This is a genomic window from Pseudomonas hygromyciniae, assembly GCF_016925675.1.
Lineage (GTDB): Bacteria > Pseudomonadota > Gammaproteobacteria > Pseudomonadales > Pseudomonadaceae > Aquipseudomonas > Aquipseudomonas hygromyciniae.
In genome coordinates this window covers 2270924-2286372 of sequence record NZ_CP070506.1, presented here as the reverse complement: position 1 = coordinate 2286372, position 15449 = coordinate 2270924, and the positions used below count along the sequence as shown (strand labels likewise).

10 protein-coding genes are annotated in these 15449 nt (G+C 63.5%); 7 read left to right on the top strand and 3 right to left on the bottom strand.

What is annotated here, in order from left to right; all coding sequences use genetic code 11:
• Positions 1 to 374 precede the first annotated feature (374 nt).
• Both JTY93_RS10005 and JTY93_RS10000 read right to left on the bottom strand, forming a co-directional pair.
• Positions 375 to 1091: an MgtC/SapB family protein gene (locus JTY93_RS10005; RefSeq protein ID WP_029293117.1), complete on the bottom strand. Its 717-nt coding sequence runs from the start codon at positions 1089 to 1091 to the stop codon at positions 375 to 377.
• Between the two features lie 323 nt (positions 1092 to 1414).
• On the bottom strand, positions 1415 to 2752 hold the full coding sequence (locus JTY93_RS10000) for a lysine N(6)-hydroxylase/L-ornithine N(5)-oxygenase family protein (RefSeq protein ID WP_205476309.1): 1338 nt from the start codon (positions 2750 to 2752) through the stop codon (positions 1415 to 1417).
• 385 nt (positions 2753 to 3137) lie between these two features.
• Between JTY93_RS10000 and JTY93_RS09995 the strand changes: the two genes are divergently transcribed.
• Genes JTY93_RS09995 through JTY93_RS09985 form a run of 3 tightly spaced genes read left to right on the top strand, consistent with a single transcriptional unit; the run spans position 3138 to position 7710 of the window.
• Positions 3138 to 4310, top strand: coding sequence for an efflux RND transporter periplasmic adaptor subunit (locus tag JTY93_RS09995; protein ID WP_205476308.1), 1173 nt, complete (start codon positions 3138 to 3140; stop codon positions 4308 to 4310).
• A complete protein-coding gene (locus JTY93_RS09990; protein WP_205476307.1) occupies positions 4311 to 6284 on the top strand; it encodes a MacB family efflux pump subunit in 1974 nt (657 codons plus the stop codon). It abuts the gene before it with no gap.
• Positions 6285 to 6291: 7 nt separating this feature from the next.
• Entirely contained in the window at positions 6292 to 7710 is a 1419-nt protein-coding gene (locus JTY93_RS09985; protein ID WP_205476306.1) for an efflux transporter outer membrane subunit, read from the top strand.
• Positions 7711 to 8013: 303 nt separating this feature from the next.
• Here the strand turns inward: JTY93_RS09985 and pvdP are convergent, their stop codons facing one another.
• On the bottom strand, positions 8014 to 9642 hold the full coding sequence (pvdP, locus tag JTY93_RS09980; protein WP_205476305.1) for a pyoverdine maturation tyrosinase PvdP: 1629 nt from the start codon (positions 9640 to 9642) through the stop codon (positions 8014 to 8016).
• Positions 9643 to 9836: 194 nt separating this feature from the next.
• On the opposite strand from pvdP, the gene pvdM reads away from it, so the two are divergent.
• The 4 genes from pvdM to JTY93_RS09960 all read left to right on the top strand — a co-directional run bounded on the left by pvdM (position 9837) and on the right by JTY93_RS09960 (position 15149).
• Positions 9837 to 11198, top strand: a complete 1362-nt coding sequence (pvdM, locus tag JTY93_RS09975; protein ID WP_205476304.1) for a dipeptidase — start codon at positions 9837 to 9839, stop codon at positions 11196 to 11198.
• On the top strand, positions 11195 to 12454 hold the full coding sequence (pvdN, locus tag JTY93_RS09970; protein WP_205476303.1) for a pyoverdine-tailoring periplasmic protein PvdN: 1260 nt from the start codon (positions 11195 to 11197) through the stop codon (positions 12452 to 12454). Before pvdM ends, pvdN begins: the two co-directional genes overlap by 4 nt.
• A gap of 28 nt (positions 12455 to 12482) precedes the next feature.
• Positions 12483 to 13361, top strand: coding sequence for a dihydropyoverdine dehydrogenase (pvdO, locus tag JTY93_RS09965; protein WP_205476302.1), 879 nt, complete (start codon positions 12483 to 12485; stop codon positions 13359 to 13361).
• 138 nt (positions 13362 to 13499) lie between these two features.
• On the top strand, positions 13500 to 15149 hold the full coding sequence (locus tag JTY93_RS09960; protein WP_205476301.1) for a cyclic peptide export ABC transporter: 1650 nt from the start codon (positions 13500 to 13502) through the stop codon (positions 15147 to 15149).
• Positions 15150 to 15449: the final 300 nt, after the last annotated feature.

Here is a 15449-nt window from a genome sequence, read left to right as displayed (position 1 = left end):
GCATCTTGTAGGACTAATCCTCACCAAAGCGTAGTCAAATACACACAAAAAACCGCCTCCCTCTTCTAAGGCACATCCCTTTCAAGGTGTTTGAGAAACCGCTTTTGACTAGTTCCGATCAGTTGAGCGCAACCGCCGAGCTGTGGGGTGCAGGCTTGCTGTGGAGGACGGGCTTGTTGTGGCGAGCGGGCTTGCCCCGCGCTGGGCTGCGCAGCAGCCCCAAAACCAGCCACCTCGGTGTATCTGATAAAAAATGGATGGGCCATATTGGGGCTGCTGCGCAGCCCAGCGCGGGGCAAGCCCGCTCGCCACAACAAGCCCGCTCGCCACAAAAAGCCCACTCGCCACAGCGTGGCTGGTGTAAGCCTTTGCCATCAGTCCGTGGTGCTGGGGCTCCAGAACGCTTGCACCACCAGAGTCGACTGTGAAATCCGCGTGACCAGAGCATCCAGCTCGTCGCCGTCAACCGAATTGGCCGCCAGGGTGGCCTCGATCTCCACCTCATCACTGCCGAACGGACGGACGTCGACATCACTGGCTGGGTAGTTGCAGCGCGCCAATTCCGACTCCAGCAAGGCCATCACCGCTTGCTGCTGGGTACGCCGCGCAATCACGTAGAGGATGTTGGTGACCTCGGCAGACACCACATCCAGCGGCTGGCGGTTGATGTTATTGACGATCGGGCGCAGCAGCGTGTTGGCCGCCAGCACAAACATCGTGCCCAGGAACGCCTCGAGGATCAGGTCCGCACCGGCACAGGCGCCCACGGCGGCGGACGTCCACAGCGTGGCAGCGGTATTGAGCCCGCGCACGTTGCCCTCCTCGCGCATGATCACCCCGGCGCCGAGAAAGCCAATGCCCGACACCACATACGCCACCACCCGCACGGCGCCTTCGGCCCCGGCCAGGCGGTTGGCCATGTCGACAAAGATCGCCGCTCCCACCGCCACCAGCACGTTGGTGCGCAGCCCCGCCGTACGCTGGCGGAACTGGCGCTCAAAGCCGATCAGCCCACCGAGAATAAAGGCCGCGCTGAGGCTGACCACGGTGTCGATCAGGGAATCGAGATTGATGTTGTTGAGGGCTTGCATGATGAATCTCCCTTTGATTGCCCGCAGAATCAGCGTCGAAAAAAGGGGGATCAGGTAGGAACCAGGACGGTTCGCCACCGAAATACCGCTTCTCGCTTTAACGGCGAGGCAACGGCATGGGGATGCGCGTCAGCTGGCCAAGCCGGGTCGACAACTGTCACTCGAAAGTCTGTTCACGAAAGTCTGCGCTATGGTTGAAAACCGGCGCAGCTTACGCCCGCAGTCTGCGCGAGCAAAGTGACAGTGCGGCGAATCGGCGGCTTCTTCAGCAAGGGTTCAGGCAAGGATCGCTCCCGCAGGCGCGGGAACGATCCGCGGCGCTGTCAGCTCGCGGTGGCCAGCAGCACGTCACGCACCGAACGCCCCTGGCCCAGGCGCCGATCATGCTCATGCAGCGACGCGGCAATCTCGTCGGCACGAATCGGCAGGATCGACAGCAAGGTATCGCTCAAGCCATGACTGGCCTGGCTGAAACCCTGCATGTAGATCCCGGCCTTGCAGCGCTCGTCGGTGACCACGCGGTAGTCGCGACTCACTTCAAACTCACCCATATAGGCCTCGAGCGGCGCCAGCAACTGGCGATGCATCTGCCGCTCATAGCCAGTGGCCAGGACCACCGCATCGTAGTGATTGATCACGGTCTCGCCGGTGGCGTTGTGACGCACCACCAACTCGATGCCCAAAGTCCCGGCACTGGCTTTTTCCACGGTGGCCAGGGTGCGGAAGGCGTGACGGGCGATGCCCGAGACTTTCTGCCGGTAGAAAATCCCGTAGATACGCTCGATCAGGTCCAGGTCCACCACCGAATAGTTGGTGTTGTGGTACTCGTTGACCAGGCGTTCGCGCTCGCTGCTGGGCTGTTGGAACACCAGGTCGGTGAACTCCGGGGAGAACACTTCGTTGACGAACGGGCTGTCATCGGCAGGCTTGAGGGCCGAGCCGCGCAGGATGATATCCACCTGCACCGAAGGGAAGCTGTCGTTCAGATCGATAAACGCCTCGGCCGCGCTCTGCCCTCCGCCGATGATCGCAATGCGCATTGGCTTGCCGTCGACACAGGGCTGCTGGGCCATGCGCGACAGGTACTGGGAATGGTGGAACACTCGCCCGTCATCCTTGAGCGCCTTGAACGCCTCGGGAATCCGTGGCGTGCCACCGGCACTGACCACCACCGAGCGCGCGGTGCGCACCAGTTGCTCGCCGTGGGCATCGCGGGAGATCACCCGCAGCGCCTCGACCTGCTGCTGATGCAGGATCGGCTCGATGGCCAGCACTTCCTCACCATAGCGGCTCTGCTCGGTAAATTGCCCGGCGACCCAGCGCAGGTAGTCGTTGTACTCCATGCGGCATGGGTAGAACGTGCCCAGGTTGATAAAGTCCACCAGGCGCCCGTGGGCCTTGAGGTAATTGACGAAGGAATAGGGGCTGGTGGGGTTGCGCAGGGTCACCAGATCCTTGAGGAAGGAAATCTGTAGCTCGCTCTGGCTCACCAGGGTGTTGCCGTGCCAGCGGTAGTCGGCCTGCTTGTCAAGAAACAGTACATCGAGCTTGCCCTGGGCTTTCTCGCGCTCTTGCAGGGCGATGGCCAGCGCCAGGTTCGAAGGACCGAAACCAATACCGATCAGGTCGTGAACCGCGGGCGATGCAATTGCCTGTGTCATTCCAGTGTCCTCTGGATAAGCCCCGTGGCGGTGGGGCGGAAAGCCTGGGCGACCTGCTGAACAACAGGCCATGTGTTGATAGGAAACGAGGACCATGAAAAAAAATTTAAGGCACGCACCTGATTCATCCCAGCAGCCGCGACAGCGGTTGCCGCGCCGCGCAGTGATGGCAGTTTGAGCCCTTCTAATTTATAGTCATTCTCATCTAGATTTGATTTGCCTCACCTTCGCCGCCCAATACTGGCGTTTCGCCCAGCTGTAACGGCGTATGTAAGCAGTTAAATTTCAGAGCAAATACCTCGTTTACCTGACAGCTTCCCGCGCCTGTCTCTGCCCCTCTGGGCGATTGAGCTGCGGTCCGAACTTTCCTGGCTGGAACCCGTGCATGAACCGTCCCCGACATACCCGGCGCGCTCTGCTGGCAGCACTTTGCCTGATCCCCGTGGCCGCCTTCGCCGCCTGGCAACTGATCCCGCCCGGCCGGGATAAATTTGCCACCCTGCAGGTACACCGCGCCGATATCGAGAGCAGTGTCACCGCCCTCGGCACCCTGCAACCGCGGCGCTACGTCGATGTCGGCGCCCAGGCGTCGGGGCAGATCCGGCGGATTCACGTCGAAGCCGGCGCCCAGGTCAAGGAAGGCGACCTGCTGGTAGAAATCGATCCCGCCACCCAACAAGCCAAGCTCGACGCCACTCGCTACTCCATCGCCAATCTGCAGGCCCAACTGCAGGAGCAGCACGCGCAAAACCGCCTGGCGCAGCAGAAGTTCCAGCGCCAGCAACGTCTCGCGGCGGGTGGCGCCACCCGCGATGAAGACGTGCAAACTGCCCAGGCCGAACTGGACGCCACCCAGGCACGCATCAACATGTTCAAGGCCCAGATCAGCCAGGCCCAGGCCACGCTGCGGGTCGATCAGGCCGAGTTGGGCTACACGCGCATCTATGCGCCGATCTCCGGCACCGTAGTGGCCGTGGATGCCCGCGAAGGCCAGACCCTCAACAGCCAGCAACAGACGCCGCTGATCCTGCGGATCGCCAACCTGTCGCCCATGACCGTCTGGGCGGAGGTCTCGGAAGCCGATATCGGCCATGTCAAACCCGGCATGCAGGCCTATTTCACCACCCTGAGCGGCGGCAACCGGCGCTGGACCAGCACCGTGCGCCAGATCCTGCCGGTGCCGCCCAAGCCCCTCAACGAAACCAGCCAGGGCGGCGGCAGCCCCAGCAGCTCGAGCAAGAGCGGCAGCGGCCGCGTGGTGCTCTACACCGTGCTGCTGGATGTGGATAACGCCGACAATGCGCTGATGGCAGAAATGACCGCCCAGGTGTTTTTCGTCGCCAGTCGCGTCACCAATGCGCTGACCGCGCCGGTTGCAGCCCTGCAAGGCGGCACCCGCCCCGACCTGCAACTGGCCCGCGTGGTAGCCAAGGACGGCAGCATCGAAGACCGTGAGGTGCGGGTCGGTATCAGTGATCGCCTGCGCATCCAGATCCTCGATGGCCTCAACGAAGGCGATCACCTGCTGATCGGCCCCGCCCAAAGCAGCGGAGGCTGAATGTTGACGCCGCTGATCGAACTTCGGGACATCCGCAAATCTTACGGTGGCGGTGATGCGCCCCAGGTCGACGTGCTGCGCGGGATCGACCTGTCGATCCATGCCGGGGAATTCGTGGCGATTGTCGGGGCCTCAGGCTCGGGCAAGTCCACCTTGATGAACATCCTCGGCTGCCTCGACCGCCCCACTGTCGGCCAATACCTGTTCGCTGGGGAGAACGTGGCCCAACTGGACACCGACGAACTGGCCTGGCTGCGCCGCGAGGCCTTTGGCTTTGTGTTCCAGGGCTACCACCTGATCCCCTCCGGCTCGGCCCAGGAAAACGTCGAGATGCCGGCGATCTATGCCGGCACGCCCGCCGCCGAGCGCCACGCCCGCGCCGCCGCCCTGCTGACCCGCCTGGGGCTGGCCGGGCGCACCGGCAACCGCCCGCACCAACTGTCCGGCGGCCAGCAGCAACGGGTGTCGATTGCCCGGGCCTTGATGAACGGCGGCCATATCATCCTCGCCGACGAACCCACCGGCGCCCTCGACAGCCATAGCGGCGCCGAGGTCATGACCCTACTCGACGAACTGGCCAGCCAGGGTCACGTGGTGATCCTGATTACCCATGACCGCGAAGTCGCGGCCCGGGCCAAGCGCATCATCGAAATCCGCGACGGCCTGATCATCAGCGACACCCCCAACACCCACGACCAACCTGCCGCCGAGCTCAACCCCAAGGCTCTGCAAGCGGTGGACCTGCGCCAACGCCTGGCCGATGGCGCCGAGCACAACGGCGCGTGGAAAGCCGAACTGCTGGACGCGGTGCAGGCGGCCTGGCGGGTGATGTGGATCAACCGCTTCCGCACGGCCCTGACCTTGCTGGGGATCATTATCGGCGTGGCCTCGGTGGTGGTGATGCTCGCCGTGGGTGAAGGCAGCAAGCGCCAGGTCATGGCACAGATGGGCGCCTTTGGCTCCAATATCCTTTATGTCAGCGGCTCGGCGCCCAACCCGCGCACACCGCCCGGCATCATCACCATGAACGACGTCGCCGCCATGGCCGCCCTGCCCCAGGTCAAGCGCATCATGCCGGTCAATGGCGCGGAGGCCGGGGTGCGTTTCGGTAATGTCGACCACATGGCCTACGTCGGCGGCAACGACACCAACTTCCCGGCGATCTTCAACTGGCCGGTGGTCGAGGGCAGCTACTTCACCGAGGCTGACGAGCGCGCCGCCGCGACCGTCGCAGTGATTGGCAAACGGGTGCGCGACAAGCTGTTCAAGGACCTGCCCAGCCCCATCGGCCAATACATCCTGATCGAAAACGTGCCGTTCCAGGTGATCGGCGTACTCGCCGAAAAAGGCGCCAGTTCCGGCGACAAGGACAGCGACGACCGTATCGCCATCCCCTACTCCGCCGCGAGTATCCGCCTGTTCGGCAGCTACAACCCTGAATACGTAGTGATTGCCGCCGCCGACGCGCGCAAGGTGCATGAGGCAGAAAAAGCCATCGAGCAACTGCTGCTGCGCCTGCACAACGGCAAGCGTGATTTCGAACTGACCAACAACGCCGCGATGATCCAGGCCGAAGCCCGGACCCAGAACACCCTGTCGCTGATGCTCGGCTCGATTGCCGCCATCTCGTTGCTGGTGGGCGGCATCGGGGTGATGAACATCATGCTGATGACCGTCCGCGAACGCACCCGGGAAATCGGCATCCGCATGGCCACCGGCGCTCGACAGCGGGACATCCTGCGCCAGTTCCTCACCGAAGCGGTGATGCTCACGGTGGTCGGCGGGGTGGCCGGGATCGGCCTGGCCCTGCTGGTGGGTGGCGCGCTGATCCTCAGCAGCGTGGCTGTCGCCTTCTCGCTGCCTGCCGCCTTGGGCGCCTTCGCCTGCGCCCTGGTCACCGGCGTCATCTTCGGCTTTATGCCCGCCCGCAAAGCAGCCCGGCTCGACCCGGTCACGGCCCTTACCAGTGAATGATCGCCCTATGAAAGCGCACTTGACCCTTGTCGCCGCCAGCCTGCTGTTGGCCGCGTGCAGCAATCCGGCGCAGCGCCCGGACAGCGGCTTGCAACCACCGCCCACCTGGGATAGTGCGAGCCAGGCCAACGCCCTGCACGTCAACCAGCAATGGTGGACGGCCTTTGCCAGCCCGCAGCTCGACCAACTGATCGAACAGGCCCGCAGCGCCAGCTTCGACCTGGCCAGCGCCAAGGCGCGGGTGCGTCAGGCCCAGGCCGGCGCGGTGGTGGCCGGCGCGCCGTTGCTGCCCGAACTCAAGGGCGGACTCAACGCCAACCGCCAGAAACTCCTGCGCGGCAAGGGCCACAGCGAACTGGATGACGACGACAACAACAGCAACAACAATGACGCGGTGGACTACTTCAATGCCAGCCTGACGGCCAGCTACGAAATCGACTTCTGGGGCGGCAAGCGCGCCGCGCGCGACAGTGCAGAGCTGGCGGTGCGCGCCAGCGAATTCGAGCGCGCCACGGTGGAGTTGACCCTGCTCAGCGGCGTGGCCACCACCTACACCCAGCTCCTGGCCCTGCACGAGCAACAACGCATCGCCGAACTCAACCTGGCCAATGCGCAGAACGTGCTCAAGCTGGTACAGACCCGGTATGACGCCGGCTCTGCCACTAATCTGGAGCTGGCGCAGCAAAAGAGCCTGGTCGCCGCCCAGCAACGCCAGTTGCCAGAAGTACGCCAGCGCGCCGAGGCTGCGCGAATCAGCCTGGCCGCCCTGCTCGGCCAACCGGTACAAGCGCTGCAACTGACGCCCCAGGCCTTTGATCAACTGCGCTGGCCGAGCATCGCCGCCGGCGTGCCCAGCGACCTGCTCAGCCGCCGCCCGGACATCGCCAGTGCCGAAGCACAACTGGCGGCCGCCCAGGCCGACATCATCGTCGCCCGCGCCGCCATGCTGCCCAGCGTCACCCTGACCGCCAACCTGGGCTCCGGCGCCAACCGCGCCGCCGATATGCTGCGCAACCCGCTCTACAACCTCACGGGCGGGCTGATCGCACCGATCTTCAACAACGGCCGCCTCAGCGCCGAACGCGACAAGGCCACGGCACGCCAGGATGAGCTGCTGCAAACCTATCGCGCAGTGATCATCAATGGCTTTGCCGATGTGGAGAAGGCCTTGAGCAGCATTCGCCGGCTGGACGAACAGCGTCAGTGGCAGCAGGAGGAATTGAGCCAGGCGCAGACGGCGTTCCGTATTGCCCAGAGTCGCTACGAGGCTGGCGCGGAGGACTTGCTGACCGTACTGGAAACCCAACGCACGCTGTATGCCGCCCAGGATTTGAACGTGCAACTGCGTCAAGCGCGGTTGGCGGCGAGTATTGCGCTGTACAAGGCACTGGGCGGCGGTTGGCAGGCATCCGATCTTCAACGATGAGGATCTGACGGTGTGTGGGCTGTATCTGTGGCAAGTATCTGTGGCAACTAGGCTTTTTGTGGCTAACAGGCTTGTCGTGGCGAGCGGGCTTGCCCCCGCGCTGGGCTGCGTAGCAGCCCCCTAAACGCCCCGCGTTTATTCAGACAAACCGAGGTGGCAGGTTTTAGGGCCGCTTCGCAGCCCAGCGCGGGGCAAGCCCGCTCGCCACAACAAGCCCGCTCGCCACAGCAAGCCCCGCTCCCCACAGCAAGCCCGCTCCCCACAAAAAGCCAGCTAGCCACAACAAGGCCACACACGCGGCGGTTAAAGCGTGCGTTCCTTGACCTTCAAATGCCGCGCATACCACGGCCGTTTCGGCACCTTGCGGAACAAGTCCTGCAGTTTGTCGTCGTCAGCACCGAAGGTGATGCGCAACGCCAGTTTCATGGTTTCCGGGTCCATTTCCACGGTGCGGCCCATCTGCAGTCCGGGGGTGGTGCTGCAGCCATGGGTATCCGGCCCCAGCCACGGATCAGCCACCTCGACCCAACGTCCAGGCGCAAACCATGGCACACCGTTGACCTCCAGGCGGCTCAGCTCACCCGGATGAAAGCGTTGATGGGCGCGAAACCAATCCTCTAGCCGGTCATCGATCCAACCATGGAAATGCCAGAACACCGGGTTCACATGGGAAGAAAACGGGTCGCCCAAAAAGTCATTCTCGGGCTCATACCAGCGTGCCGCAAAGTCCGCCGGATCCCGCGCAAACGGCACCGGCGCGCCGTTGGACGGATCCCGTGGCACCGACGCCCAGCGCATGTGCAGCCAATCATGCAGCCCCAGTTCAATCTCCGAGCCGAACTGGCCCAGGGTCAATTTGGCCAGGTAGCGCGGGTCGCGGTACTGCGACTCCCATACCTGGAAGTTACTGTGATAGGTCTCGGCCGCCTTGATCTCACTGACCCACTGGCTGTACTGCTCGTCGCCACTGGCCGTCCAGGTCGGCGGCAGGGCGAAGCCATCGTGATTGTCGAAGTAGCGCGCAAAGCCCTGGCGATCACGCTCAAGCTCTGGCTGGGGCTGCGGGAAGCGCGGCCAGGACGGCAAGTCCTGCAGGGCGCGCGCGGTGCCGAGCATGTGCCGGTGCATGAAGAAAAAGTCGATCCCCGAGCCATTGCGATCCTTGCGCGGGCCGCGGGCGTCGCGTTCGTTATCCCGTGGCCCGGGCTGCCAACCGATACCGCGCAGGGCATTGCGCTTGTCTTCGGGCAGCTTGTGCCACTGGTCCCGCGAGGCGTGCCAGAGCTGGTGGAACAGGCGGTGCTCGGGGGCTATCAACCAGGCCAGTAGCGTCGAGTTGAGGCCGATTCGTTCGCGGGCTTCAGGGAACAACTGCTTGGTGGCGACAAAACGATTATCCAGCTCCAGCAATGCCAAGGGCCGGTCGAGATTGAGGATCTGCCCGCTGAGGGTGCCGCTGCCGGCATTGCCGAAGCTACCCCAGACTTCATCCAGGCGCATCTTGAATTCATAGGCCGGCATGCCGCCCGGCGCGTCGCGATCGATCAGGCGCCAGTACAGCAGCGCCGCATTACCCGGCGCCAGATCCCCGAGAACCTGATAGCGCGGCTCACCCTCTGCGCGCAGCTGTGCGGCCGTATCCAGGTAGCCGCGCACGCCACGGCCACGCGGTGCGATATCAATAAACAGTTCCAGATCGTCGAGGGGCAAGCCTTGCAGACCGGCATCGCGCCCTTCCAGGCGCAGGCTCCAGATACCGCGCAGGCTGTCCGCCAACTGCTGGCCGGCGGCGTCCGCCAGGTCCACCGTGGCTTCCTCGGGCGTGATGGGGAATTCCTCACGCGTCAACTCGCGATGGGCATAAAAGACTGCAGGTACGGCGGCGCCGGTCAGCGCCAGGCCTGCGATAAACCCTCGTCGAGAAATCGTCATGTTCCTACCTGTGTCAGCCCTGAAGCAGGCTTTATCCAAGCTAGAACGTTTTGCCGGACAGCAAATTTACTGTGGGAGCCGGCTCCCACCGTTGATGGAGGGGATACTTAAATTTTCCGGGCTTGCGCTCGTTCTTCCCAGATAGCAAAGGCCCCTTGCGCCTGCACCTCAAAGGCGAACCGACTGAGATGGCAATGACAAAACCACGTTCGAAAAAGGCTCTATTCATCGGCCTGCCCTTGGCCCTGGCCATTGCTGCCGGCGCAGGCTTTGCCTGGGACCACTGGTTTGGCGGCAATGCCGGTTACCCGCTGGAAGTGATCAAGCAGGCCAATGAACTGCAGGACCGCCTGCTCTCGTTCGACAGCCATATCACCGTGCCCCTGGACTTCGGCACCGCCGGCCATGAAGCAGACAAAGACGGCAGCGGCCAGTTCGACCTGGTCAAGGCCAGTCGCGGGCGCCTGTCGGGGGCGGCGTTGACGATTTTCGGCTGGCCCGAGCTGTGGAACGGCCCCAATGCGCCGCATAAACCCACCGCAGGCTTTGTCGACGAAGCCCGACACCAGCAAGAGGTGCGCTACAAGATCATTGCCGGCATGGTTCGTGATTTTCCCAACCAGGTGGGCATTGCCTACACCCCGGCCGATTTGCGCCGCCTGCATGGCGAGGGCAAGTTTGCGATCTTTATCAGCATGCTCAACGCCTACCCCCTGGGTAATGATCTGGATCTGCTGGACATGTGGACGGCGCGGGGCATGCGCATGTTCGGCTTCAGCTATATCGGCAACAACAGTTGGGCCGACTCCTCGCGCCCGCTGCCGTTTTTCAATGACTCGCCGGACGCCCTCGGCGGCCTCTCTCCCATCGGCAAGCAAGCGGTGCAGCGCCTGAACGATCTGGGCGTGATCATCGACGTGTCGCAAATGTCCACCGCCGCCCTCGAGCAAGTGGCGCAGCTGAGCCGCACGCCCATGGTTGCCTCCCACTCCGCGCCCCGCGCCTCGGTGGATATCCCGCGCAACCTCAGCGACAAAGAACTGCAACTGATCAAGAACAGCGGCGGCGTGGTGCAAGTGGTGGCCTTCGGCGGGTACCTGCGCCCGCTGAGCCAACCGATCCAGGACAAACTCAACGCACTGCGCGCGCGTTTCGATCTGCCGCCCCTGCCCAACTTGGCGATGGCCCTGATGCCCGGTGACCCGATCATCGCCGCCTGGCCGGAACAGAAGTTCGGCGAGTACGCCAGCGAGCTCTACTCCATTCTCGAAGAGGAACCCAAGGCCAGCCTCAAGGACCTGGGGGATGCCATCGACTACACCGTGCGCAAGATCGGTATCGACCATGTCGGTATCGCCTCGGACTTCAACGAGGGCGGCGGCGTCAAGGGCTGGAACGATGTGAGTGAGGTGCGCAACGTGACCGCCGAACTGCTCACCCGTGGCTACTCCGAAGCCGATATCGCCAAGTTGTGGGGCGGCAATTTCCTGCGGGTGTGGGAACAGGTGCAACAGTCCGCCAAGCCCGGCGCGTTGCCAAGCGAGCAGACGCCATGAGCGACCGCCGCACCTTTCTCAAACACGCCGGCATTCTCGCCGCCAGCCTGCCGTTGGGGGTCAACCTGCAGGTGCAGGCAGCGCCCACCGATAAATGGGCCGGCCTGCGCCAACTGTTCGACCAGGACCCGAACTACATCCACTTCTCCAACTTCCTGATCACCTCCCACCCAAGGCCGGTACGCGAGGCCATCGAGCGCCACCGCGCCGCCATCGATCGCAACCCCGGCCTGACCATGGATTGGGACCTGCAGGAACCCTGGAAGCGCGAAGGCCAGGTGCGCGAATGGGCCGCGCGCTATCTGCAGACCAAGCCCGGCCAGATCGCCCTCACCGGCAGTACCACCGAAGGGCTGGCGATGATCTACGGCGGCATCCATGTGCGCCCAGACCAGGAAATCCTCACCACCGAGCACGAACATTTTTCCACCGACAGCATCCTCGCGTTCCGCACCCAGCGCGACGCCACCCAGGTGCGCAAGATCCAGCTGTTCGCCAACGCCAGCCAAGTGTCGGTCGATGAAGTGTTGACGAGCATCGAGCGCAATATTCGCCCCAACACCCGGGTGCTGGGCATGACCTGGGTTCAATCGGGCAGTGGCGTGAAGCTGCCGATCAGCGAAATCGGCCAACTGGTCAAGCGCCACAACCAGGGGCGTGACGAAAAGGACCGCATTCTCTACGTGGTGGATGGCGTGCATGGCTTTGGCGTCGAAGACTTGGCCTTCCCGGACATGCACTGTGACTTCTTTATTGCCGGCACCCATAAATGGATGTTCGGGCCACGGGGCACCGGCCTGGTGTGCGCCGCATCGGAGCAGGTGACCAGCCTCACTCCCAGCCTGCCGACGTTCTCCGAAGACACTGATTTTGCTACCTCCTTCTCCCCCGGCGGCTATCACGCCTTTGAGCATCGCTGGGCGCTGGACGAGGCCTTCAAGCTGCACCTGCAACTGGGCAAGGCCGAGGTCCAGCAGCGCATCCACAGCCTCAATACCTACCTCAAGGAGCGCTTGCAGGCGCGACCGAACATCGAGTTGATCACCCCGGCCAACCCGCAGCTGTCGGCCGGTTTCAGCTTCTTCCGGGTCAAGGGCCAGGACAGCGACAAGGTGGCCGCCTACCTGATGCGTAACCGGGTCATCAGCGACGCGGTGAACCGCGACGTCGGCCCGGTGGTACGCACTGCGCCGGGTTTGCTCAATACCGAAGATGAAGTCGACCGCTTCCTGGCGCTGCTCGACAAAACCCTTTGACGCCTTTTTCTTGTTATCGAGACGACTCATGAACGATGAACCGCTCATCCCAACGCTGCTCAAGTCACTGGCCCTGACGGCATTGATCGCCTGCCTGGCGCCAGCCGCCCAGGCCGCAACGCCGCCCAAGCCCGGCACCGTGTTCAAGGACTGCAAGCACTGCCCGGAAATGGTGGTGCTGCCCACCGGCACCTTCAAGATGGGCACCCCGGACGACGAAGTCGGCCGCCAGCCCGATGAAGGCCCGATCCATGACGTGACCTTTGCCAAACCCGTGGCCATCAGCCGCTTCCAGGTATTGGCCGGCGAGTGGGACCGCTTTATACAAGAGACCGGCTACAAAATGCCCGACGGCGACGACCGGCCAGGGCGCAAATGCACGGCTGGCAAGCCCAGCTACCCCATCACCGCCAAGCATCCGGCCGTGTGCATGGACTTTGCCGAAGCCAACGCCTATGTCGCCTGGCTGTCGAAGAAAACCGGCAAGCACTACCGCCTGGTCAGCGAATCCCTGCGCGAGTACGCCGCCCGGGGCGGTACCTCCGGGCCCTTCCCGTTCCCGTTCGACGAGGGCAAGGAATACAGCATCGCCAAGCACGCCAATACCTACGGGCCCGCGGATGGCTACAGCTACACCTCACCCGCCGGTAGCTATGCGCCCAATGCGTTCGGCGTGTATGACATGCACGGCAACGTTTATGAATGGGTCGAAGACTGTGAAAACGACAGCTATGTGGGCGCGCCCAGCGATGGCAGTGCCTGGCTGACCGGGCAATGCGAGGTGCGGCAGATTCGCGGCAACGACTGGGGCGAAGCACCGGTGTTTTCCCGTTCCGGCAACCGCAACAACCTCTACCCCAACGTGCGCGGCGACTGGCTGGGCTTGCGGGTGGCGCGGGACCTGTGAGCCCGCGCAACCGGACGCGAGGCTAAATCGCGCCCCGGTCGACTCGTCCTCCTACTATCGGCCTGCCAGCGGTAAACCTTCGCGCGCAGGCCTTCACTTGCCCACAGCACGTAGCCACGTCGCGATCGAGGTAGTTTCATGACCGCAGCACCGCGCAGCGCCATTCGCGAACTCTTGAGCCTGCTCAAGCCCTATCGACCGATTGTCATTTCTTCCATCACCCTGGGCATCATCGGCGGCCTCAGCGTCACCGCGCTGCTGGCCACGGTCAACCGCGGCCTGCACAGCGCCGACGGCATGGGTACCGGCGTGGTCCTGGCCTTCGCCGGGCTGTGCCTTTTGGCCTTGCTCAGCAGTATCGGCGCCGATATCGGCACCAACTTCGTCGGGCAGAAGGTGATTGCCAAACTGCGCAAGGACCTCGGCGCCAAAGTGCTCGCCGCGCCCATCGAGCAGATCGAGCGCTATCGCACCCACCGCTTGATCCCGGTGCTGACCCATGACGTCGACACGATCAGCGACTTCGCCTTCGCTTTCGCCCCGCTGGCGATTTCCACCACAGTGATCCTTGGCTGCCTGGGCTACCTGGCGGTGCTATCCTGGCCGATCTTCCTGATGACCCTGCTGGCCATCGGTATCGGTTCGGCGGTGCAGTTCGTGGCCCAAAGCAAAGGCATCAAGGGCTTCTACGCGGCCCGCGACGCCGAAGACAACCTGCAAAAACACTACTCGGCGATTGCCGAGGGCGCCAAGGAACTGCGCATCCACCGCCCGCGCCGGCACGCCATGCACACCCGCAATATCCAGGGCACTGCCGACCATATCTGCGATACCCATATCCGCTCGATCAATATCTTCGTGATCGCCAAGAGCCTGGGCTCGATGCTGTTTTTCGTGGTCATCGGCCTGGCCCTGACCCTGCAACAATTCTGGCCCAGCTCGGACCCGGCGGTGATGAGCGGCTTTGTCCTGGTGCTGCTGTACATGAAAGGCCCGCTGGAAAACCTGATCGGCAACCTGCCGATCATCAGCCGCGCACAAATTGCCTTCCGCCGCATTGCCGACCTGTCGGAGCGCTTCTCCTCGCCGGAACCGCACCTGCTGCTCGATGACGCCGACAAAAGCGTGCCGGTGATGAAGCACCTGGAACTGCGCAACGTGCAGTACGCCTTCCCGCCCGTGGAGGGCAGCGAGCCGTTCAAGCTGGGCCCGGTCAACCTGAGCATCGAGCCTGGGGAAATCCTGTTTATCGTCGGCGAAAACGGCTGTGGCAAAACCACCCTGATCAAGCTGCTGCTGGGCCTGTACACCCCGCAGCAAGGCGAAATCCGCCTCAACGGCCTGCCCGTGGACGCACTGGGCCTGGACGACTACCGCCAGATGTTCACCACGATCTTTGCCGACTATTTCCTGTTCGACGACCTGGTGCAGAACGACAAGGCCCTGCCCGACGACGCCAGCCAATACCTGGAGCGCCTGGAGATCGCGCACAAGGTCAGCGTGCGCGACGGCGCGTTCACCACCACCGACCTGTCCACCGGGCAACGCAAGCGCCTGGCCCTGGTCAACGCCTGGCTCGATGAGCGCCCAGTGCTGGTGTTTGACGAGTGGGCGGCCGATCAGGACCCGACCTTCCGGCGGATTTTCTACACCGAGCTGCTGCCGGACCTCAAACGCTTGGGCAAGACCATCATCGTCATCTCCCACGATGACCGTTACTTCGACGTGGCTGACCAACTGGTGCGCATGCAGGCCGGCCGGGTCATCAGCGAAAAAGCCTTTGCCTGATACCTGAAACAGGCCTTCTGTGGCAAAGGGGCTTGCCGGTGGTAATGGCTTGCCTGTGGCGAGCGGGCTTGCCCCGCGCTGGGCTGCGTAGCAGCCCCAGAACCAGCCCCCTCGGTATACCTGACAGAACTCAGTGAGCTTTTTGGGGCTGCTACGCAGCCCAGCGCGGGGCAAGCCCGCTCGCCACAAACAAGCTCCAGCCACCAAAAACAAGTTCCCATCACCACAGACAAGCTCCCACCACCACGGACAAGCTCCAGCCACCACAGACCAGCGCCCTAGCCACAGGCCATTGCGCCT